Origin of the sequence: Pseudomonas sp. TCU-HL1, assembly GCF_001708505.1 — a bacterium.
Taxonomy (GTDB): domain Bacteria; phylum Pseudomonadota; class Gammaproteobacteria; order Pseudomonadales; family Pseudomonadaceae; genus Metapseudomonas.
In genome coordinates this window covers 3,497,169-3,513,422 of sequence record NZ_CP015992.1, presented here as the reverse complement: position 1 = coordinate 3,513,422, position 16,254 = coordinate 3,497,169, and the positions used below count along the sequence as shown (strand labels likewise).

Sequence of the window (16,254 nt, the reverse complement as noted above, 5' to 3'; positions counted from 1 at the left end):
AGAACTACCTCCTAGAGGAGCTCATGAGCTTCGGCACTCAAGAAGGTGCTTCAAAGCAGGCCGCCGCCAGCTTGCGTCCGCGAGGCTTCCGTTGGTGGAGGCATTTCAACAATCGTGCGAAAGTTTCGGTGATTTTTGAATAGCTCCTGTGCCGTTGGTGCCGTGGATTTTTCAGCGGCTGCCCGTCTGTATACAATTGCGCGATTTCCGCACTTTCAGGCCCGCCTTCATGCATCATCCCGCCGAACATTCGCCGCTGGGCAAATCCAGCGAGTACGTCAGCACCTACAGCCCGGAGCTGCTCTTCCCCATCTCCCGCGCTACCAAGTGGAACGAGCTGGGCCTGACCGCCGCGACCCTGCCGTATCAGGGCGTGGATTACTGGAACTGCTACGAGTTGTCCTGGTTGACGCCCACCGGCAAACCGGTGGTGGCCATTGGTGAGTTCGCCATCCCGGCCGACTCGCCGAACATCATCGAGTCCAAGTCGTTCAAGCTTTACCTGAACTCGCTGAATCAGTCGGCCTACACCAGCGCATCCGAGCTGGAGCAGGTACTGGCGCGGGACCTGAGCGCGGCTGCTGGTGCTCCGGTCAATGTGCGGGTGCGCAGCCTGGGGGACGTAGCCGCTGAAGGAGTAGCGAGTCTGCCGGGCGTCTGTATCGACGACCTGGACGTGGTCATCGACTGCTACGAGCATCCGCAACCCGAACTGCTGCGTGCCGGGGTTGGGCTGCCGCTGCAGGAGTCGCTCCACAGCCACCTGCTGAAGTCCAATTGCCCGGTAACCGGCCAGCCGGACTGGGGCACGGTCGTCGTGGAGTACCGCGGTGCGAAGCGGCTGGACCACACCAGCTTCCTGGCGTACCTGGTGAGCTTCCGCCAGCATGCCGACTTCCATGAGCAGTGCGTGGAGCGCATTTTCCTCGACCTCAAGCGCTTGCTGGAGCCGGAGTCCCTGACCGTTTATGCGCGCTATGTGCGCCGTGGCGGGCTGGACATCAACCCCTACCGCAGCACAGGGCAGGTGCAGACCGACAATCGCCGGCTGGTTCGGCAGTAACGAAAACCCCGACTCGACGTCGGGGTTTTTGTTTGCTTCCGGGCTAGATCCCCATGTTCGCGAGGCTCTGCATGATATTGCGCAAAGTGCCGGCGAGCGTGGGGTGGCGGGTTTCGAAGCGCTCTACGGCCAGGTTGACCCCATCCACCAGGGTAGCGTCCGGCGCCAGGGCGGCGTCCTGGGCCAGGCGCAGTTCGATTTCCTGCATCAACTCGATCAGCGATGCGCGTTCCTCGGCATCCAGTGGTGGTTCCTCGGCCAACTGGTCGCGCAGTTGTTGCAGTTGCTGCTGCAGGCGTTCAGGCATGTCTTTCTCCCTTTGCAAATGTCTCAGGAGTGGACCTTGCGGCCAGGCCAAAAGGTCCCTCATGCCTTAGAGATTAATCCAGGCCGGGCAGACCTGCCTGACTCGGATCAAGCCTGAAACAAATCCATCGGGTTCAGGGTTTCTCGCCCTTGCCACGACGGCTGGCGAGGTCCGCCAGGCAAGGGGCGAGTTCACCCAGGTGATCGATCACCGAGTGGGCGCCCAGGCGGTAAAGCTCCAGCGTCGCGGCGGCACGCAAACGATCGCGCTCGGCACTGTCCAGGGCGTGCCAGTCAGCCGGAGCCTGGCCGCAGAGGGGGCCGCTCGCGGCCAGGCCGATAGTCCACAGCCCAGCGTTCAGGCCGGCTTGAAGCAAGCGCGGGCTGGCGCTGATCAACACGCAGCCTTCCAGGCGCGAAACGCCCAATCCAGCTAGCGCCTGCCAGCAACTGTCCGGTGCGGGCCAGGGGCGGGCACCGTTGATGTCGCTACCGCGTAGCCAGGCGGGCAGGGGCGTTGCCAGGCGCCAGCTGGCGGGTGCAGGCAGCTCGTCGAGCCAGGCGCAGGGCACCTGGGCAGCGTCCACCAGGCTGGCTAGCCGGTCGAGGTCGGCTACAGCCTCGGCATGTTCTCCGGCGGCGTCCAGCAACTGTTGCTGGAAGGCCTGAAGCTGCGTCGCGCTGGCCGGAGCGCCCAGGACGTGGTCAAGCGCAGCGCGAGGGGCGAAGGCCGCCGCTTCGGCCAGGCACGGTGCCGGGCAGTCTGGCAGCAGACGGTTCAGCGCAAGGGGCAGGGTACGAGCACCGAAGTCCACCAGACAGCCGGAAAGGCCGAAGAGGAGGGCGGTGAAGGCGGGCGGTTGGCTCTGGGGCATCTGCGTCGTCCTGACGAGGTCTGGCGCAGGCTAACCGCCCTGGATGACAGGAAGGTTACGGGCGGGCGCCAACACCCATGGCCTGGCGCAGGTCGTTGGGCACCGGTACCGATCTGTCGGTGGCGTGATCGATCCAGACCAGCTTGCAGTGGCCTTCGCCATAGAGGGTGTCCGGGGCTTCCAGGGTACTCAGGCGGTGTTCCACCACCAGGCTGCTACTGCCCACCGCGCCGGCGTAGAGCTCGATCACTACCGTGGCAGGATGCACCACGGGTTTGAGGTAGGTATGCAGCGTCTGCAGTACCACGGGCCCCTGGGGCACGTTGTTCATGGCGATGCCGAGCTTTTCGAACCAGGCCACCCGGGCTTCTTCGAGGTACTGGATATAGAGAGTGTTGTTGACGTGGCCGTAGCTGTCCATGTCACCCCAGCGCACGGGGATATGTGCAACATGAAGCAAGGTTTTTTCCTGCATGCTGGCTGTCCGCTATGCTGCCCAATGCGGGCGATGGCCTTATACTGCGCGCCTTTGAACGGGCGGCGGGCCGCCACACTACTTTTCTCAAGGAGAGTCTGCAATGCAATTGATCAGTGCTCGGTGGCTCGATCGTCTGGGCCGAGTTCTGGCCTGTGTCACCCTGGCGGTGCTGCCCATCGCTGCGAATGCTGCGGAAGATGACCCCTGGGAGGGCTTCAACCGCGTCATGTTCCGCTTCAACGACACCCTTGATACCTACGCCCTGAAACCCGTCGCCAAGGGCTACCAGGCGGTGACCCCGCAGTTCCTGGAAGACGGCGTTCATAACGTGTTCGGCAACATCGGGGATGTCGGCAACCTTGTCAACGACCTGTTCCAGGCCAAGTTCCATAACGCTGGCGTCGACACCGGTCGCCTGATCTTCAACACCAGCTTCGGCCTGCTGGGCTTCTTCGACGTGGCTACCGGGATGGGCCTGCAGCGGAATGACGAAGACTTTGGCCAGACCCTCGGCTACTGGGGCGTGGGCAGCGGTCCCTACCTCGTCATACCGTTCCTCGGCCCAAGCACTGTGCGTGATGCCGGCGGCAAGATCCCGGATTCCTTCTTCGAACCGTATGGTTACATCGACCACGTACCCACCCGTAATGTGACGCGTGCCGTGGATGTGGTGGATACGCGCGCCAGCCTGCTGTCGGCGGAGAAGCTGATCACGGGCGACAAGTACATCTTCATTCGCAACGCCTACCTGCAGAACCGCGAGTTCAAGGTGAAGGACGGCGAGGTGGAAGACGACTTCTAAGCCCCTCGGCCAGGCCCGGAAAAATGAAAAAGGCGACCCCAGGGTCGCCTTTTTCGTTTCCGGCTTTTGCTGCCTAGCGTATGTCGAGGATGTTCAGGCCCAGGATGCATCCGCTATCGGGGCTTTCACCGATCCGCACCACCTCGGCGTCGGCTTCCAGGCCCTTCAACGAGCTGTGCTCGGAGGGAATGAGCACGCGAACGCGATCGCCCACCGCCGCATCGACCTCTGCCTCGACCTGCATGCCGCTGCTGGAAAGGTCCAGGCAAAGGGCTGGGTACTGGCGGCCCGCGTGCTCCAGGATGGCCTTGGTCTGCACCTGCATCCTGATGAAATCGCGCTTCTCGCTGTAGTTGCGGTCGTCCAGGCTCACGCACTGATCCTCTTGTTGTCATGGAGTGGGGCGAAACCCTTATAACTTCCAGCGATTTCGGGTGTAAAGGCAGAGTTCGGTGTGCGCTGCAAGCTTGAATCGCCCTGCGGATGGGAGTACCGTCTGCGCCGTAACGCGAACCCCCGTACTCGTGCTCGGGCCTTAGGTCGGGTGCCATGACAACCCATCCCTGGCGCCGTTTGCCTGGATACTCCATGCACAATCCCAGTGCCAAGCTGCTGATTATTGATGACGACGAGGTAGTGCGCGCAAGCCTCGCGGCCTATCTGGAAGACAGTGGATTCAGCGTTCGGCAGGCCAGCAACGGCCTGCAGGGGCTGCAGGTTTTCGAGCAGGAACGCCCGGATGTGGTGATCTGCGACCTGCGTATGCCTCAGGTCGATGGCCTGGAACTGATCCGCCGCATCTCCGAACTGGAATCAGAAACCCCTGTGATCGTGGTCTCCGGCGCCGGCGTCATGAGCGACGCCGTGGAAGCGCTGCGCCTCGGCGCTGCGGATTACCTGATCAAGCCCCTGGAAGACCTGGCCGTTCTCGAGCACTCGGTGCGTCGCGCCCTCGACCGCGCGGCATTGCGCCTGGAGAACCGCCGCTACCGCGAAAAGCTGGAAGCCGCCAACCGCGAACTGCAAGCCAGCCTGCACCTGCTGCAGGAAGACCAGAACGCCGGGCGCCAAGTGCAGATGAACATGCTGCCAGTGACGCCTTGGGAAGTGGATGGTCTGCGCTTTGCACACCAGATCATCCCGTCGCTGTATCTCTCGGGAGACTTTGTCGACTACTTCCGCGTCGACGAGCGCCGGGTGGCGTTCTACCTGGCGGACGTTTCCGGCCATGGCGCCTCCTCGGCCTTCGTGACCGTGCTGCTGAAGTTCATGACCACGCGCCTGCTGTACGAGTCCCGGCGCAACGGCATGCTGCCTGAGTTCAAGCCTTCCGAGGTGCTTGGTCACATCAACCGTGGGCTGATCAATACCAAACTCGGCAAGCACGTGACCATGCTCGGTGGCGTGATAGACGAGGAAAGCGGCAAACTGACTTACAGCATCGGCGGGCATTTGCCGTTGCCGGTGCTCTACAGTGAGGGCAAGGCCTCCTACCTGGCTGGCAAGGGCCTGCCAGTGGGGCTGTTCGAAGAGGCGAGCTATGATGATCGGGTCATCGATCTGCCGCCATCCTTCAGCTTGACCTTGCTCTCCGACGGTATCCTGGACCTTTTGCCCGGGGATACCCTCAAAGATAAGGAAGCCGCACTGCCAGAGATGGTGTGTGAGGCAGGTGGCAGTCTGGATGGCTTGCGACAAGTGTTTGGACTGGCCAGCCTGGGCGAGATGCCGGATGATATCGCCTTGCTGGTGTTGAGCAGGAACCTTGCATGAGTACCGGTAAAATCCAGTTTGCTGAACAGGACGGGACTTTCGTCCTGAAGTTTGTCGGAGAAATCCGCCTGACGCTGTGTTCGGCCCTGGATGCGACCATCGAAAAGATCTTCACGGCGCTGAATTTCTCGGCGATCGTCATTGATCTCACGGAAACCCGAAGTATCGATAGCACTACGCTCGGCCTGCTGGCCAAGCTATCGATTCTTTCGCGGCAGAAAGTGGGCCTGTTGCCCACGGTAGTGACCACCCACCCCGACATCACCCGGCTGCTGCAGTCGATGGGATTCGATCAGGTGTTCAATATCGTCGGGACGCCGGTGCCGTGCCCTGAGTGCCTGGAAGACCTGCCGCCGCAGGATCAGACGGAGGATGTGGTCCGCACCAAGGTGCTGGAAGCCCACCGCATCCTCATGGGGCTCAACGAGTCCAATCGCGAAGCTTTCCACGACCTGGTCAGTGCCCTCGAGCGCAGCTGACCCGTCCTTTCCGCCCCAAAAATGAAAACGCCCGCAGCCTGAACAGGTTGCGGGTGTTTGCGTTTCAGCGGCGGGAGGCGAGCAGGGCTTCCAACTTCTCCTGGTCTCGGGCGAACAGGCGAATGCCTTCGGCCAGCTTTTCGGTGCCCATGGCATCTTCGTTGAGTTGCCAGCGGAATGCTGTTTCGTCCAGCACCACGCGGGCCTCGGACTCATTGCCCGGGGCCAGGTTGCGTTCCAGCGTGCCCTGGTCGTCCGCCAGCTTCTGCAGCAGCTCGGGGCTGATGGTGAGGCGGTCGCAGCCTGCGAGCGCTTCGATCTGGCCGAGGTTGCGGAAGCTTGCACCCATCACCACGGTCCGATAGCCGTTGGCCTTGTAGTAGCGGTAGATGCGGGCAACGGACTGTACGCCCGGGTCTTCGCTGCCCTGGAAGTCGCGACCTTCGGCTTTCTTGTACCAGTCGTAGATGCGGCCTACGAAGGGGGAAATCAGGAAGACGCCTGCATCGGCGCAGGCGGCTGCCTGAGCGAAGTTGAAGAGCAGGGTCAGGTTGGTCTGGATGCCCTTGCGCTCCAGCTGCTCGGCGGCGCGGATGCCTTCCCAGGTCGAGGCTATCTTTATCAGGACGCGGTCGCGACCGATGCCGGCTTCCTCATAGAGCCCCATGAGGCGCTCTGCGCGACGCAGGGTGGCATCGGTGTCGAAGGACAGGCGGGCGTCCACTTCGGTGGAAATGCGCCCGGGAATGACTTTGAGGATCTCCTGGCCAACGGCCACGCCGAAGCGGTCGCAGGCCAGGCCCAGGTCATTGCCGCTGCCGGCTACTGCGCTGTCGAGCAATTTGGCATAGCGTGGCATGGCTGCCGCTTTCAACAGCAGGGAGGGATTGGTGGTGGCGTCGACCGGCTTCAGGCGGGTGATCGCGTCGAGGTCGCCGGTGTCGGCGACGACCGTGGTGTACTGCTTGAGTTGGTCCAGCTTGGAGGTCATGGCAAAACCTTGTCGTGGCGGATGAACTGACCTTACCCGAGCCGCCGGGGCTGCTCAACGGTGGCGTAAGGGCTTTTTTACAGACTGCCGGCCTGCCCATTCCTACAGACCTGAAAAAGGGGCAGAGAGGTTCCGCGACGAAAAATATTTCACACAAGCACTGCGGTTTTTTCCGGCTGGTTCGTCTTCTTCTATGAGAGCCCGATAAATTCGGGGAAACAGGCCGGCAGGAAATCCGGCTGGAAGCCTTGCGCCACGCAAGCCATTGCACAACAAGGAGACCTCGATGCGCACACATTCCCTTTCCGGGGCCAAACGGGTCGTCCCGCAGCCCGTCGGCCTGATGGTCAAGGACAATCCTCAAAGTGTGGAGCACCACCAGCTGCGGCTGATGTTGCAGGACGCGGGGCTGAAGACCAGCATGCCGCGACTCAAGGTGCTGGAAATCCTCTGCCTGGCTTCATTCGAGGGCCATGACATTGCCGGCCGCGTGCTGCACGAGCGCCTGGTGGAGGCAGGGGAGCCGCTGTCCCTGGTCAGTGTGAGGCAGGTACTTGGGCGAATGGTGGAGAGCGGCCTGGTTGAAGCCCAGGGCGGCGGGCGCTATCGCCTGGCGCCGGCCTGGGAGGCGAAGATATCCGCTCAACGGCCGCGTAGCAGCTCGGCAGCCTGATCCAGCAGCGCCAGCGGGTCGGCGGTCTTGTGGACGTCGACCGACAGCAACTGGCGGAAGCGCCTGGCGCCAGGGAAACCCTGGGCAAGGCCGAGCACGTGGCGGGTGATGTGATGCATCACGCCGCCTTCCTGAATGTGACGCTCGATATAGGGGCGCATGGCCTCCAGGGCTTCCGCGCGGCTGATCGGCGGTGCGTCACCACCGAACAGCGCGGCGTCCACTTCAGCGAGAAGGTAGGGGTTGTGGTAGGCCTCGCGGCCCAGCATCACGCCATCGAAGACGCTCAGGTGTTCGCGGCATTCGTCGAGTGTCTTGATACCGCCGTTCAGAACGATCTCCAGGTCTGGAAAGTCCCGCTTCAGCTGCGCTGCGACGTCATAGCGCAAGGGCGGGATCTCGCGGTTCTCCTTGGGCGAAAGGCCTTCCAGGATAGCGATGCGCGCATGCACGGTGAAGCTGCGGCAGCCCGCTTCACATACCTGACCGACGAAGTCGCAGAGTTCCTCGTAGCTGTCCCGGCCGTTGATACCGATCCGGTGCTTCACCGTCACCGGAATCTCAACCGCATCCAGCATCGCCTTGACGCAATCGGCCACCAGCGCCGGATGCCCCATCAGGCAGGCGCCAATCATGTTGTTCTGCACCCGGTCGCTGGGGCAGCCGACGTTCAGGTTCACCTCGTCGTAGCCGGCCTCCTGCGCCATCTTCGCGCAAGCTGCAAGGTCTGCCGGCACACTGCCGCCCAGCTGCAATGCCAACGGATGCTCCGCCTCATCGTGACGCAGGAAGCGCTCATGATCGCCGTGCAGCAGCGCTCCGGTGGTCACCATCTCGGTATAGAGCAGGGCATGCTGCGACAACTGGCGCAGGAAGAAGCGGCAGTGTCTATCCGTCCAATCCATCATCGGCGCCACGGAGAAGCGGCGGGACAGGGCAGGGCGCGTGGTTTGGGGCTGGGGAGCGTTTAGAACGGTCATTCGGAAACGTCTGATTTGAACCTGTTTTGGCCCCTTTCCGGCTATCCCGGCAGACCCAGTGCTAACTTTTAGCACTGGGTTCATGGGTTTTAGCACTGCAGGAAAGCATGGGCACGATCACGCGGCGGAAGAACAAGAGCGGAGAGGTGAAGTACACCGCTCAAATCAGGCTGCGCCGGCAAGGGCGCATAGTCTATCAGGAAACCCAATCCTTCGATTTCAAGCAGACGGCGCGCGCCTGGTTGTTGCGGCGAGAGTCCGAGCTGGCGGCGCCGGGCGCCCTGGAGCGCGCCCAGCGCAAGGGGGCCACGGTTCGGCGGATGATCGGGCAGTACCTGGAGGAATTCGAGAACGTCCGCCCGCTGGGCAAGACCAAGCGGGCGACACTGTTGGCCATCGCCGGCTCCTGGATTGGTGACCTCCAGGACGTCGACATCACCAGCCAGAAGCTCGTCGAATACGCGCAGTGGCGGCACAGCAAGGAGGGGGGTGGAGTACAGGCGCAGACGATTGGCAATGACCTGTCCCACCTTGGCGCCGTGCTTTCCATTGCCCGGCCGGCCTGGGGCTACGAGATCGACCCGTTCGCGATGCCCGATGCCCGGAAAGTGCTGAAGAAGCTGGGGCTAATCAGCAAGAGCAAGGAGCGCGATCGCCGGCCCACCCTGGAGGAGCTCGACAAGCTCCTCGAGCACTTCTTCGAGATGCAGCACCGCCGGCCCAGCTCGATCAACATGCCCAAGCTCATCGCGTTCGCCATTTTCTCAACCCGTCGACAGGAAGAGATCACGCGTATCCGCTGGGACGACCTGGACGAGCAGCGCCAGGCGGTGCTGGTGCGGGACATGAAGAACCCGGGACAGAAGATCGGCAACGACATCTGGTGCCACCTGCCGGATGAGGCTTGGGCGATCCTGCAGAGCATGCCCAGGAGCTGCCCGGAGATCTTCCCGTACAACGCCGAATCCGTCTCAGCGTCTTTCACCAGGGCCTGCCAGTTCCTAGAGATCCGGGATCTCCACTTCCACGACTTGCGCCATGACGGCGTGAGCCGGTTGTTCGAAATGGATTGGGACATTCCACGGGTGGCGAGTGTTTCGGGTCACCGGGACTGGAATTCGATGCGGCGGTATACCCACCTTAGAGGGCGCGGTGACCCATATATCGCGTGGCTTTGGCTGAAGCGAATTATTGCTACGCCAGTTGTGCTTGGCGCGCGGGGCAATTAAAACGTGCGGGTTGGGCTAGTAGCCGAAAATGGACGTTCGTTATGGTTCTGGAGCAATTCTTAAGTCGGTCGGATGAGCTACATCAATCGATTCTTGGCTTGATCGGCGATTCAGAGATTTACCCTGGGGAGCGCTTTCTAACGAGCTTCGGCATGTGCAGTCTTTCCTTGGAGCACGCGCTGAGCATTCGCACCCTGATGGCTATTGGTCTCCAGACTTCAGCCGCGAGCTTGCTCCGATTGCAATTTGAAAGCCTGACTCGCGGTATGTGGCTGCTCTATGGTGCTAGCGACGCTGTCGTTGAAAAGCTCACGGCACCCCTTACGCCGGATAGTGAGCAGGCAGCCAAGAACCTTCCTTCAGTGGATGAAATGATCAAGCAGATGGCTGCCAAGGCTCATCCTGATGCGATTCGAATGCTCAATGAGTTCAAGGAAATTTCCTGGAAGGCCCTCAACTCTTTTGTGCATTGCGGAATTCACCCGCTCCATCGACATGTAGGCGGGTTCCCTGAGCAATTGGCGATGCAGGCCGTGCAAAACTCAAATGGCTTGTTGACCATGGCAGGGATGACGATGGCAATTCTCACGGGGGATGAGAATTGCACCAAACCGATGAGCAAGATTCAGCATCAGTTCAAAGATTGCCTCCCGATACTGATTACCTAATAGCTCGTCCCATCAGCTTGTCCTGCTCCACCACCGCCTTCTTGTGCCGCGCATCCAGGTATGCCGCCAGATCCCGCACATGCACCCCGCGCGCGGTCTTCTGGCTGCCCTCCAATCGTACGATTGGCAGGTCGATCTCCCCGGCCAGCACCTTGCGCTGGAACTTCTCCGGGCTGAGATGGCTGAAGTAGTCCGCGCATAATCGGTCCAGCGGGACGATGGCGGTGGCGCCGTACTGCGCCATAAGCAGGAATAGCGTGTTCATGTTGTTCTCCATTTTTTAATCACGCGCGGAAGATCCAGCACTTCACCGTCCCCGGCCTCGCCAGCATCGGGTTACGCAAGGCATGGTGGCTGCGCACGGCGCTGTCCACCGCCTTGCTGGCGCCGAGGAACTTGTGCGACTGGCTGTTTCGCAGCACGTCGCGCAGGGTGCCGACGTCGGCCAGCTGCTGGCGGTGTTCGCTGGCGCGCTGGACGAATTCGTTGAGGTTGATGGCGATCAGGTCCGGGTTCTTGCTGTGGTTCACCACTGGGCCGTCGTCCAGGGACTCCAGGTACTCGAACACCTCCCAGAACTCGGCCACGGCCGGGTGATCAGCGCTGATGGCAGCCTGACGCTCCAAGGCCATCTGCACTATGCAGCGTTGGGTGTCGCTCACATGGTGGTCGCTGAGCTGCACCACGAGGCGTAAGCAGTCCAGGGCAGCCAGCAACTGCGCGTGGTTCTTGATGATCCGCTCCACGCGGATCTGCCCGCGCAGCGTGTTGCCGCAGTGGCTACAGGCAGCTTGATCGTCGCTGCTTGAATATGGCTCACCACAGACCACGCAATGGGTATGCAAGCGGCGCAGCCGCGCTTCGTGCTCGGGAATGCGTTCGGCAAGGCGATTCAATACGGCCGCTTCCTGCTTCACCGCATGCAGCAGGAAATGGCTCAGGCGGGCCCCGTCCAGGGCGTTGAGGTTGTCGGCGGCCTCGCGGCTTTCAGTGGTGGCTGTGAACCGCTGGAAATGCAGTTTGGCGATACGGGTAAGAATCGCCTCGGAGGCACTGACGGCGGCGTTCTGGCTGATGACGATGGTGCCGCGAAAAGGCGGCTCATAGGTTTCGTTGCCGGAAGTCTTCATGCCTCGGGTGCGCAGCGTACCGCCGCCGAAGAAGTCCTTCAGCTCGTCGAAGTCGAACGACTTCTGGTGGGCTCGGTCCGGTTCGTTGCGGTCGCCCTCGATCAGCACCACCGGCATCCCCGCCACCTGGCCCATCAGGCGCGAGCGGCCTGCCGTGGAAGATTTGGACGGGTCGAAGCCCTCGTAGCCAGCGCGGCCGAGCAGCTTCCAGAGGAAGGTAAGCAGGGTGGTCTTGCCCGCGCCGGCCTCGCCCGTCACCTCCAGGAAGGGGAAAGACTGCCAGCGCTCGCGGATCTGCTCGGCGAACAGCGAAGCAAAGAAGAACGTCAGCGCAACCACGCCCTGAGCGCCGAAGCAGGTCCAGAGCAGGCGCAGCCAAGTATCGTCGTAGCGTTTCGAGTCCCGCTCCGGGCGGATGACGATGGACTTTTGCAGGCTTTTCAGGCGCAGCTTTCCGAACTCGAAGAAGTCCTCCGCGTTCACTTGGTTCACCACGCCATTGCGCACGGCCACGTCGCCAAACACGTAGCAGCCGTGCTCCTTGCTGTAGCCCACGTAGTCGATGGTCTCCACGGTTTTCAGGCCGTAGAGCTGGTCCTTCATGATCTTGTCCAGCTGCTGGCCGCTGCCGGTGAATACGGCGCCGGCGGCCATGCTCAGCAGGCGTTTCTTGAACTCACTGGCCGCTGCCACCTGGGCGCCGGTGAAGGTGTTCTTCACGCTTGGGCCGTCATGGGGGAAGTCCACCCGGAAGTAGTACCAGGACTCGTCGGTGATCTCGTTGCGCTGGAAATACAGCGCTTCCGGGTAGCAGTTGGCGATCTCGGTCACGCAGCCGGATTGGCGCAGTGCCTTCTCGCGCATCTGGCGATTGTTGAGGAGCTGGTCGTCGTGGTGGTCGCTGCTCTCCAGCGCCTGGACCGCCTTGTTGAACTTCTCCAGGTCCAGCTTGAACCAGTACAGGCGCTGCCCGAAGCCAAAGTGGAACTCCTGCCGCTCCCGCCATTCGTACATCAGCAGCGCCTTTTCCGAAGCCGTTTCGGCCAACAACAGGGCGCCGAAGTGACGGGCCTCCTCGAGGGCACGGTGGCGCAGTTCGGCGCGCTTGTCGTCGTCGCTCACGAAGCTCCAGCGCTGGTGCAGGTCATTCCAGTCCAGCTTGCGGCTGTCGGGCTGCGGAATCTGCGCCGCCTCGCAGGCATAGCCCAGATCCCGCGACTGCTGCACCCACTTCTTCGTGTAGCGGTGCGCCCCGGGCTCGTTGTCCAGCGCCCACACCAGCTTCGGCAGCTTGCCGCCGCGGTTGCGTGCCAGGGCCTTGAGCGACTCTTCCGGGTAGGCATTGGACGAGAGCGCCGCCACCGCTGCGATGCCGTGGTGGAGCAGGGCGATGGCGTCGAAAATACCCTCGACAATCCAGAGCTCCTTCACCTCGAACAGATCCACGCAGGGCGGGCACCACCACACGCCCTTGTAGCTTTCTCCGGGCTTGAAGCGGGCCTTCTGCTTGCCGAAGCGATGGGGCCGGTCGATCAGCCGTTCCCAGTAGCCGCCTTTCTCCAGGGCGAACCGCACTGTGGCCGAGCCTTCGCCCAGCTCGCGGTGCCAGAACTGCTCCTGGCTGAACCAGCCCTCGATCAGCTCCAGGTGAAAGCCCCGGGCGAACTCCAGGTAGGCGCGGGCGGTGGCGGTGGGCTGCTGGTCCGTTGCCGGTACCCGGTCGCTCCAGTCGTCGAACAGGTCCTCGTACAGCTCCTTCACATGCCACTGCTGGCCGCACTTGCTCTCGCGGCCGCAGTGAACCGTCCAGGGCGAGTCAGACCGGCAATACAGCTCCCGCTGCCCACAGGCCGGGCAGGTGCCCTTGCGCAGGTACAGCGTGCCCTTGACCTCCTGCAGCCCGTAATCCGCCTGCAGGCGCTGCAGGAGCTCGCCGCGCAGTGCATCCCTCATCGTTGCAGTTCCAGATTGCGTACCGCCTCTCGTGCTGCCTGCAGCGTGCGGGAGAGGGCGGCCAGGGCCGGGTAGTCGTCCAGGATGCGGCGGGTGCGAATCTCCGCCGGCACCGTGCGGTAGCGGTCAGCGAACCACTGCAGCTGTATCGAATGCTCGTACTGAGCCACCAGGAAGCGGTGATAAGCGCGGACCTGCTTGGGCGTGAACTCCAGGTGCAGATTGACGGTGCGGGTCATGCGGATCTCCTTGCGCTGGGCGTAGCTCACCCAAACCCATGGCAATGGGCGGGCGGAATTTGCTCAGGGGTGGTGGGTGAGAGTGACGGGGCGTTGGTCCAGCAGGCGCTGGGGCAGGAGGCGGAGCGGGATGGGGAAGCGCAGGTTGTTCCGGTAGTCGATCAGGTAGGCCACTGTGGCATCGGGCTCGACAACCCAGTCGATGCCCAGCCAGAGCGGCTCCTGCCGGCTAAGCAACTCGTTCCAGGCCAACTGGCTGACCTTCTGCGCGAGGAACAACGGCACCTCGAGGGCGGTGCTCAGGTGGCGCACGCAACTCTCGTACAGCAGGTCCGCATCGCTCAGGTACTGCTCCTTGTGCCGGCGCAGGTAGGCGAGGGCGGCAGCTTGCATCGTGGTGCTGTAATCGCGGGTTTCCATACTCATGGCTAGGCCTCCATCAGGGTGTCCAACAGATCCAGCTGGTTGGTTGGGGTGGCGGACGTCATTGCGGCGCGGCGCAAGGCCCTGTCTGCCAGGGGCAGCTGCACGGCCGGGTTGGCCATGCCGCTGGGGCTAAGCTCGTGGGTCATTTCAAACTGCGCCCGCACGCTCCAGCCGCAGGCCTCGTTGCAGCACTGCAAATAGGCGATGCGCAGGAAAATGTGCGTGCCTTCGCTGGTGCGAATGCGCATACGGCTTTGGCAGTGCGGGCATACGAGCTTGTAGGTGCTCATTGATTCAGCCGGCCACTGCGTCGCTACGAATTGCGAGTGTGACCGGCTCGCGCAGTGGATTGCGCATCAGCAGGTCTTTACCCCAACGGGCGACAAACTCGGGCGGCAGGTCCATCGCGACCCCGTTGTCGACGCACTGAGTGTCGAATCCTGCCTGGTTGAGGCAATGGGCGATGAGTAGCAGCATCGTGTCTTGTGCCATGCCCATACCGCCGCAGATCTCGATCCGGATGTCGTTCCCTTGGTGCGGGATCGGGTTGTGATGTGCGTCCATGAAACACTCCCTATGGATGGTTGAAACGCGAAGCCTCCAATCGGCCCCTGGTTACTTCTGTTGCACCAGGACCAGCGTTCGGCCGCGCCCTGGTGCTCGATCGGCGTGCTTGCGCAATGCCTGCTTGGCCAGCCACTCGGCCACCTGCTGAATGCTCTCCAGCCCCTGCTGCTGGCGAACCTGTTCCAGGAGCTCCAGTTGATCAGGGGTGAAGGTGAGGGTTTGGTCTGGCATCTCTTCGGCTGCTCGTGTGGGCCTGCTTTCAGGCGCGGGCCTGGGGGATGCTGGCGCTGTCCAGCACGGCTGTGGCTTCGCGCATCACCATCTCGCGCAGCAGGGTGGCGAGCTGCTCGCCCTTGTAGTTGGCCAGCGCCTTGATCAGGTCGTGCTCGTAGTCGTCGAAGCGCAGCACAACCCGGTTGTCACGAACGCGGCGAGGGTCTGGATACATGGCAGTCGTCCCTTACTGGTTGGCCGGTGTGGGCGAGGAGGGGGAGGCTCTTTCGCCTTCCTTGATGCCGAGCAGGACGGCGGCGCGGTGCGCTTCGCCGCGAAGGCATTTCTTCTGGCCGTTGAGCACTGCGTAAACGGTTGAAGGGTGAAGCCCGTTCTGCAGGGCGAAGTCCTTATAGGAGAGGCCCTGACGTTCCAACCGCTCGCGCGCCGCTTTGCACGCTTGCTCGGGTGCGTAGGTGGCATGCATAGTTCAAAACCGTGTGATTTCGCGTGATTTGCGACGTTAATCTGGTGACAAAAATGGCATCTGTAAATGGATCGGTGTCGAAAAATGCACCTATCTAAGGAAATCGGAAAACGCCTACAGGAGCAGCGAGTTTTTCTCGGCTACACGCAGGAAGTGTTCGCTGCGCAACTAGGTGTGGCTAAGCGCACCCAGGCGAGCTACGAAGCGGGGAAGAACGAACCCAAGGCTGGATACCTCAGCCAAGCACTGCTGCTGGGTGTGGACGTGATGTACGTGATGACTGGGGTTAGATCACCCAGGCCGGCCGAAGGGATCAGCGTCGCTGAGGAAAAGATTCTGGAGAACTACCGGGCTCTTGCTGACGAAGATCAAGCATCGGTGCGCCGGCTTACTTCTGCGCTGGCGGAATCGATCCAGAGCAACAAGTTGAACAAAGTCAGCGGCAACTGATCGCTGCAGTTTTGCGTTCGCCGACCAGGTAGGTCGGCGTTTCATTGGATGAATAGGGGAGGGAGCCATGTTCGCAGCGCCTGCTGTCGAAGTTCTTAAGCGGCATACCAATTTATTGGTGATGCCACTCTTTGCTGCTGCGTGGTATGCATCTTTTGGCGTGCCGTTTCTAGAATTCATTTCGCCAAAAGGGTATTGGTTTTACTGGCCAGCTTTCGCTCTCCTGTTCGTTCTTCAGGTTTTTGTAATTTCTGGAGTGGTTCAGGCCGTTGATCTTCTTTCTATACATCTCTCCGTGTACATCCAATCCCTCCGGTTTTGGATGGGGCTCGTATCTTTGACAATCGGATTTATCCCGCTAACTGGTCTCGCTAAAGGTGAAGTGCATAACCTGCTTTGGCCTGTGGCGATGCTGATATTTGGGTTTCATATGTTTAACGATGACTATAGGTTGCTGGGGAGGCGCTAGCAA

General features: G+C 61.8%; 24 protein-coding genes. 9 read left to right on the top strand and 15 right to left on the bottom strand.

What is annotated here, in order from left to right; all coding sequences use genetic code 11:
• Positions 1–229: 229 nt before the first annotated feature.
• On the top strand, positions 230–1,063 hold the full coding sequence (queF, locus tag THL1_RS16390) for an NADPH-dependent 7-cyano-7-deazaguanine reductase QueF (RefSeq protein WP_069084223.1): 834 nt from the start codon (positions 230–232) through the stop codon (positions 1,061–1,063).
• A 43-nt stretch (positions 1,064–1,106) separates the two neighbouring features.
• Here the strand turns inward: queF and THL1_RS16385 are convergent, their stop codons facing one another.
• The 3 genes from THL1_RS16385 to THL1_RS16375 form a co-directional block, all read right to left on the bottom strand.
• The gene (locus THL1_RS16385) at positions 1,107–1,370 is read right to left on the bottom strand and encodes a DUF4404 family protein (protein WP_069084222.1); all 264 of its coding nucleotides are present in this window, start codon (positions 1,368–1,370) and stop codon (positions 1,107–1,109) included.
• A gap of 133 nt (positions 1,371–1,503) precedes the next feature.
• Positions 1,504–2,244, bottom strand: a complete 741-nt coding sequence (locus THL1_RS16380) for a phosphatase (protein ID WP_069084221.1) — start codon at positions 2,242–2,244, stop codon at positions 1,504–1,506.
• Between the two features lie 55 nt (positions 2,245–2,299).
• Positions 2,300–2,719: an acyl-CoA thioesterase gene (locus THL1_RS16375; protein ID WP_069084220.1), complete on the bottom strand. Its 420-nt coding sequence runs from the start codon at positions 2,717–2,719 to the stop codon at positions 2,300–2,302.
• 103 nt (positions 2,720–2,822) lie between these two features.
• On the opposite strand from THL1_RS16375, the gene THL1_RS16370 reads away from it, so the two are divergent.
• Entirely contained in the window at positions 2,823–3,524 is a 702-nt protein-coding gene (locus THL1_RS16370) for an MlaA family lipoprotein (protein ID WP_069084219.1), read from the top strand.
• Between the two features lie 73 nt (positions 3,525–3,597).
• On the opposite strand, the gene THL1_RS16365 is transcribed toward THL1_RS16370, so the two are convergent.
• Positions 3,598–3,897 carry a PilZ domain-containing protein gene (locus THL1_RS16365; protein ID WP_069084218.1) on the bottom strand — a complete coding sequence of 100 codons (300 nt, stop codon included), beginning with the start codon at positions 3,895–3,897 and terminating at the stop codon, positions 3,598–3,600.
• Between the two features lie 215 nt (positions 3,898–4,112).
• Between THL1_RS16365 and rssB the strand changes: the two genes are divergently transcribed.
• The gene (rssB, locus tag THL1_RS16360; RefSeq protein WP_069084217.1) at positions 4,113–5,297 is read left to right on the top strand and encodes a two-component system response regulator RssB; all 1,185 of its coding nucleotides are present in this window, start codon (positions 4,113–4,115) and stop codon (positions 5,295–5,297) included.
• Positions 5,294–5,776: an anti-sigma factor antagonist RssC gene (gene rssC / locus THL1_RS16355; protein WP_069084216.1), complete on the top strand. Its 483-nt coding sequence runs from the start codon at positions 5,294–5,296 to the stop codon at positions 5,774–5,776. Before rssB ends, rssC begins: the two co-directional genes overlap by 4 nt.
• Positions 5,777–5,840: 64 nt before the next feature.
• Here the strand turns inward: rssC and tal are convergent, their stop codons facing one another.
• The gene (gene tal, locus THL1_RS16350) at positions 5,841–6,767 is read right to left on the bottom strand and encodes a transaldolase (RefSeq protein ID WP_069084215.1); all 927 of its coding nucleotides are present in this window, start codon (positions 6,765–6,767) and stop codon (positions 5,841–5,843) included.
• A 286-nt stretch (positions 6,768–7,053) separates the two neighbouring features.
• Between tal and THL1_RS16345 the strand changes: the two genes are divergently transcribed.
• Entirely contained in the window at positions 7,054–7,440 is a 387-nt protein-coding gene (locus THL1_RS16345; protein WP_145928314.1) for a hypothetical protein, read from the top strand.
• On the opposite strand, the gene dusA is transcribed toward THL1_RS16345, so the two are convergent.
• Positions 7,410–8,420 (bottom strand): tRNA dihydrouridine(20/20a) synthase DusA, encoded by a 1,011-nt coding sequence (gene dusA / locus THL1_RS16340; protein ID WP_083245909.1) that lies wholly within the window; start codon positions 8,418–8,420, stop codon positions 7,410–7,412. The genes THL1_RS16345 and dusA overlap by 31 nt on opposite strands.
• A 107-nt stretch (positions 8,421–8,527) precedes the next feature.
• Here dusA and THL1_RS16335 point away from each other — a divergent pair, with 107 nt between their 5' ends.
• Both THL1_RS16335 and THL1_RS16330 read left to right on the top strand, forming a co-directional pair.
• Positions 8,528–9,649: a site-specific integrase gene (locus THL1_RS16335; protein WP_069084213.1), complete on the top strand. Its 1,122-nt coding sequence runs from the start codon at positions 8,528–8,530 to the stop codon at positions 9,647–9,649.
• A 41-nt stretch (positions 9,650–9,690) separates the two neighbouring features.
• On the top strand, positions 9,691–10,317 hold the full coding sequence (locus tag THL1_RS16330; RefSeq protein ID WP_069084212.1) for a DUF6988 family protein: 627 nt from the start codon (positions 9,691–9,693) through the stop codon (positions 10,315–10,317).
• On the opposite strand, the gene THL1_RS16325 is transcribed toward THL1_RS16330, so the two are convergent.
• The 9 genes from THL1_RS16325 to THL1_RS16285 form a co-directional block, all read right to left on the bottom strand.
• Complete coding sequence (locus THL1_RS16325) at positions 10,310–10,582, bottom strand: pyocin activator PrtN family protein (protein ID WP_069084211.1); 273 nt, start codon at positions 10,580–10,582, stop codon at positions 10,310–10,312. The genes THL1_RS16330 and THL1_RS16325 overlap by 8 nt on opposite strands.
• A gap of 19 nt (positions 10,583–10,601) precedes the next feature.
• Positions 10,602–13,400 (bottom strand): toprim domain-containing protein, encoded by a 2,799-nt coding sequence (locus tag THL1_RS16320; protein WP_069084210.1) that lies wholly within the window; start codon positions 13,398–13,400, stop codon positions 10,602–10,604.
• Positions 13,397–13,639: a hypothetical protein gene (locus tag THL1_RS16315; RefSeq protein ID WP_069084209.1), complete on the bottom strand. Its 243-nt coding sequence runs from the start codon at positions 13,637–13,639 to the stop codon at positions 13,397–13,399. Before THL1_RS16315 ends, THL1_RS16320 begins: the two co-directional genes overlap by 4 nt.
• Before the next feature lie 63 nt (positions 13,640–13,702).
• Positions 13,703–14,065, bottom strand: a complete 363-nt coding sequence (locus THL1_RS16310; RefSeq protein ID WP_069084208.1) for a hypothetical protein — start codon at positions 14,063–14,065, stop codon at positions 13,703–13,705.
• Between the two features lie 2 nt (positions 14,066–14,067).
• Positions 14,068–14,355, bottom strand: a complete 288-nt coding sequence (locus THL1_RS16305; RefSeq protein ID WP_069084207.1) for an ogr/Delta-like zinc finger family protein — start codon at positions 14,353–14,355, stop codon at positions 14,068–14,070.
• Between the two features lie 4 nt (positions 14,356–14,359).
• On the bottom strand, positions 14,360–14,629 hold the full coding sequence (locus THL1_RS16300) for a hypothetical protein (RefSeq protein ID WP_069084206.1): 270 nt from the start codon (positions 14,627–14,629) through the stop codon (positions 14,360–14,362).
• Between the two features lie 51 nt (positions 14,630–14,680).
• The gene (locus THL1_RS16295) at positions 14,681–14,863 is read right to left on the bottom strand and encodes a hypothetical protein (RefSeq protein ID WP_069084205.1); all 183 of its coding nucleotides are present in this window, start codon (positions 14,861–14,863) and stop codon (positions 14,681–14,683) included.
• Between the two features lie 28 nt (positions 14,864–14,891).
• The gene (locus THL1_RS16290; protein ID WP_069084204.1) at positions 14,892–15,080 is read right to left on the bottom strand and encodes a hypothetical protein; all 189 of its coding nucleotides are present in this window, start codon (positions 15,078–15,080) and stop codon (positions 14,892–14,894) included.
• A 12-nt stretch (positions 15,081–15,092) separates the two neighbouring features.
• Complete coding sequence (locus THL1_RS16285) at positions 15,093–15,332, bottom strand: DNA-binding protein (RefSeq protein ID WP_069084203.1); 240 nt, start codon at positions 15,330–15,332, stop codon at positions 15,093–15,095.
• Between the two features lie 84 nt (positions 15,333–15,416).
• Between THL1_RS16285 and THL1_RS16280 the strand changes: the two genes are divergently transcribed.
• Both THL1_RS16280 and THL1_RS16275 read left to right on the top strand, forming a co-directional pair.
• Positions 15,417–15,782: a helix-turn-helix domain-containing protein gene (locus THL1_RS16280; RefSeq protein WP_069084202.1), complete on the top strand. Its 366-nt coding sequence runs from the start codon at positions 15,417–15,419 to the stop codon at positions 15,780–15,782.
• 67 nt (positions 15,783–15,849) lie between these two features.
• On the top strand, positions 15,850–16,251 hold the full coding sequence (locus THL1_RS16275) for a hypothetical protein (RefSeq protein ID WP_069084201.1): 402 nt from the start codon (positions 15,850–15,852) through the stop codon (positions 16,249–16,251).
• Positions 16,252–16,254 lie beyond the last annotated feature (3 nt).

Excerpts from the sequence above, each read along its gene's own strand:
- queF (WP_069084223.1), top strand. The coding sequence starts at position 230 with ATGCATCATCCCGCCGAACATTCGCCGCTGGGCAAATCCAGCGAGTAC.
- THL1_RS16385 (WP_069084222.1), bottom strand. The coding sequence starts at position 1,370 with ATGCCTGAACGCCTGCAGCAGCAACTGCAACAACTGCGCGACCAGTTG.
- THL1_RS16380 (WP_069084221.1), bottom strand. The coding sequence starts at position 2,244 with ATGCCCCAGAGCCAACCGCCCGCCTTCACCGCCCTCCTCTTCGGCCTT.
- THL1_RS16375 (WP_069084220.1), bottom strand. The coding sequence starts at position 2,719 with ATGCAGGAAAAAACCTTGCTTCATGTTGCACATATCCCCGTGCGCTGG.
- THL1_RS16370 (WP_069084219.1), top strand. The coding sequence starts at position 2,823 with ATGCAATTGATCAGTGCTCGGTGGCTCGATCGTCTGGGCCGAGTTCTG.
- rssB (WP_069084217.1), top strand. The coding sequence starts at position 4,113 with ATGCACAATCCCAGTGCCAAGCTGCTGATTATTGATGACGACGAGGTA.
- rssC (WP_069084216.1), top strand. The coding sequence starts at position 5,294 with ATGAGTACCGGTAAAATCCAGTTTGCTGAACAGGACGGGACTTTCGTC.
- tal (WP_069084215.1), bottom strand. The coding sequence starts at position 6,767 with ATGACCTCCAAGCTGGACCAACTCAAGCAGTACACCACGGTCGTCGCC.
- THL1_RS16345 (WP_145928314.1), top strand. The coding sequence starts at position 7,054 with ATGCGCACACATTCCCTTTCCGGGGCCAAACGGGTCGTCCCGCAGCCC.
- dusA (WP_083245909.1), bottom strand. The coding sequence starts at position 8,420 with ATGACCGTTCTAAACGCTCCCCAGCCCCAAACCACGCGCCCTGCCCTG.
- THL1_RS16335 (WP_069084213.1), top strand. The coding sequence starts at position 8,528 with ATGGGCACGATCACGCGGCGGAAGAACAAGAGCGGAGAGGTGAAGTAC.
- THL1_RS16330 (WP_069084212.1), top strand. The coding sequence starts at position 9,691 with ATGGTTCTGGAGCAATTCTTAAGTCGGTCGGATGAGCTACATCAATCG.
- THL1_RS16325 (WP_069084211.1), bottom strand. The coding sequence starts at position 10,582 with ATGAACACGCTATTCCTGCTTATGGCGCAGTACGGCGCCACCGCCATC.
- THL1_RS16320 (WP_069084210.1), bottom strand. The coding sequence starts at position 13,400 with ATGAGGGATGCACTGCGCGGCGAGCTCCTGCAGCGCCTGCAGGCGGAT.
- THL1_RS16315 (WP_069084209.1), bottom strand. The coding sequence starts at position 13,639 with ATGACCCGCACCGTCAATCTGCACCTGGAGTTCACGCCCAAGCAGGTC.
- THL1_RS16310 (WP_069084208.1), bottom strand. The coding sequence starts at position 14,065 with ATGAGTATGGAAACCCGCGATTACAGCACCACGATGCAAGCTGCCGCC.
- THL1_RS16305 (WP_069084207.1), bottom strand. The coding sequence starts at position 14,355 with ATGAGCACCTACAAGCTCGTATGCCCGCACTGCCAAAGCCGTATGCGC.
- THL1_RS16300 (WP_069084206.1), bottom strand. The coding sequence starts at position 14,629 with ATGGACGCACATCACAACCCGATCCCGCACCAAGGGAACGACATCCGG.
- THL1_RS16295 (WP_069084205.1), bottom strand. The coding sequence starts at position 14,863 with ATGCCAGACCAAACCCTCACCTTCACCCCTGATCAACTGGAGCTCCTG.
- THL1_RS16290 (WP_069084204.1), bottom strand. The coding sequence starts at position 15,080 with ATGTATCCAGACCCTCGCCGCGTTCGTGACAACCGGGTTGTGCTGCGC.
- THL1_RS16285 (WP_069084203.1), bottom strand. The coding sequence starts at position 15,332 with ATGCATGCCACCTACGCACCCGAGCAAGCGTGCAAAGCGGCGCGCGAG.
- THL1_RS16280 (WP_069084202.1), top strand. The coding sequence starts at position 15,417 with ATGCACCTATCTAAGGAAATCGGAAAACGCCTACAGGAGCAGCGAGTT.
- THL1_RS16275 (WP_069084201.1), top strand. The coding sequence starts at position 15,850 with ATGTTCGCAGCGCCTGCTGTCGAAGTTCTTAAGCGGCATACCAATTTA.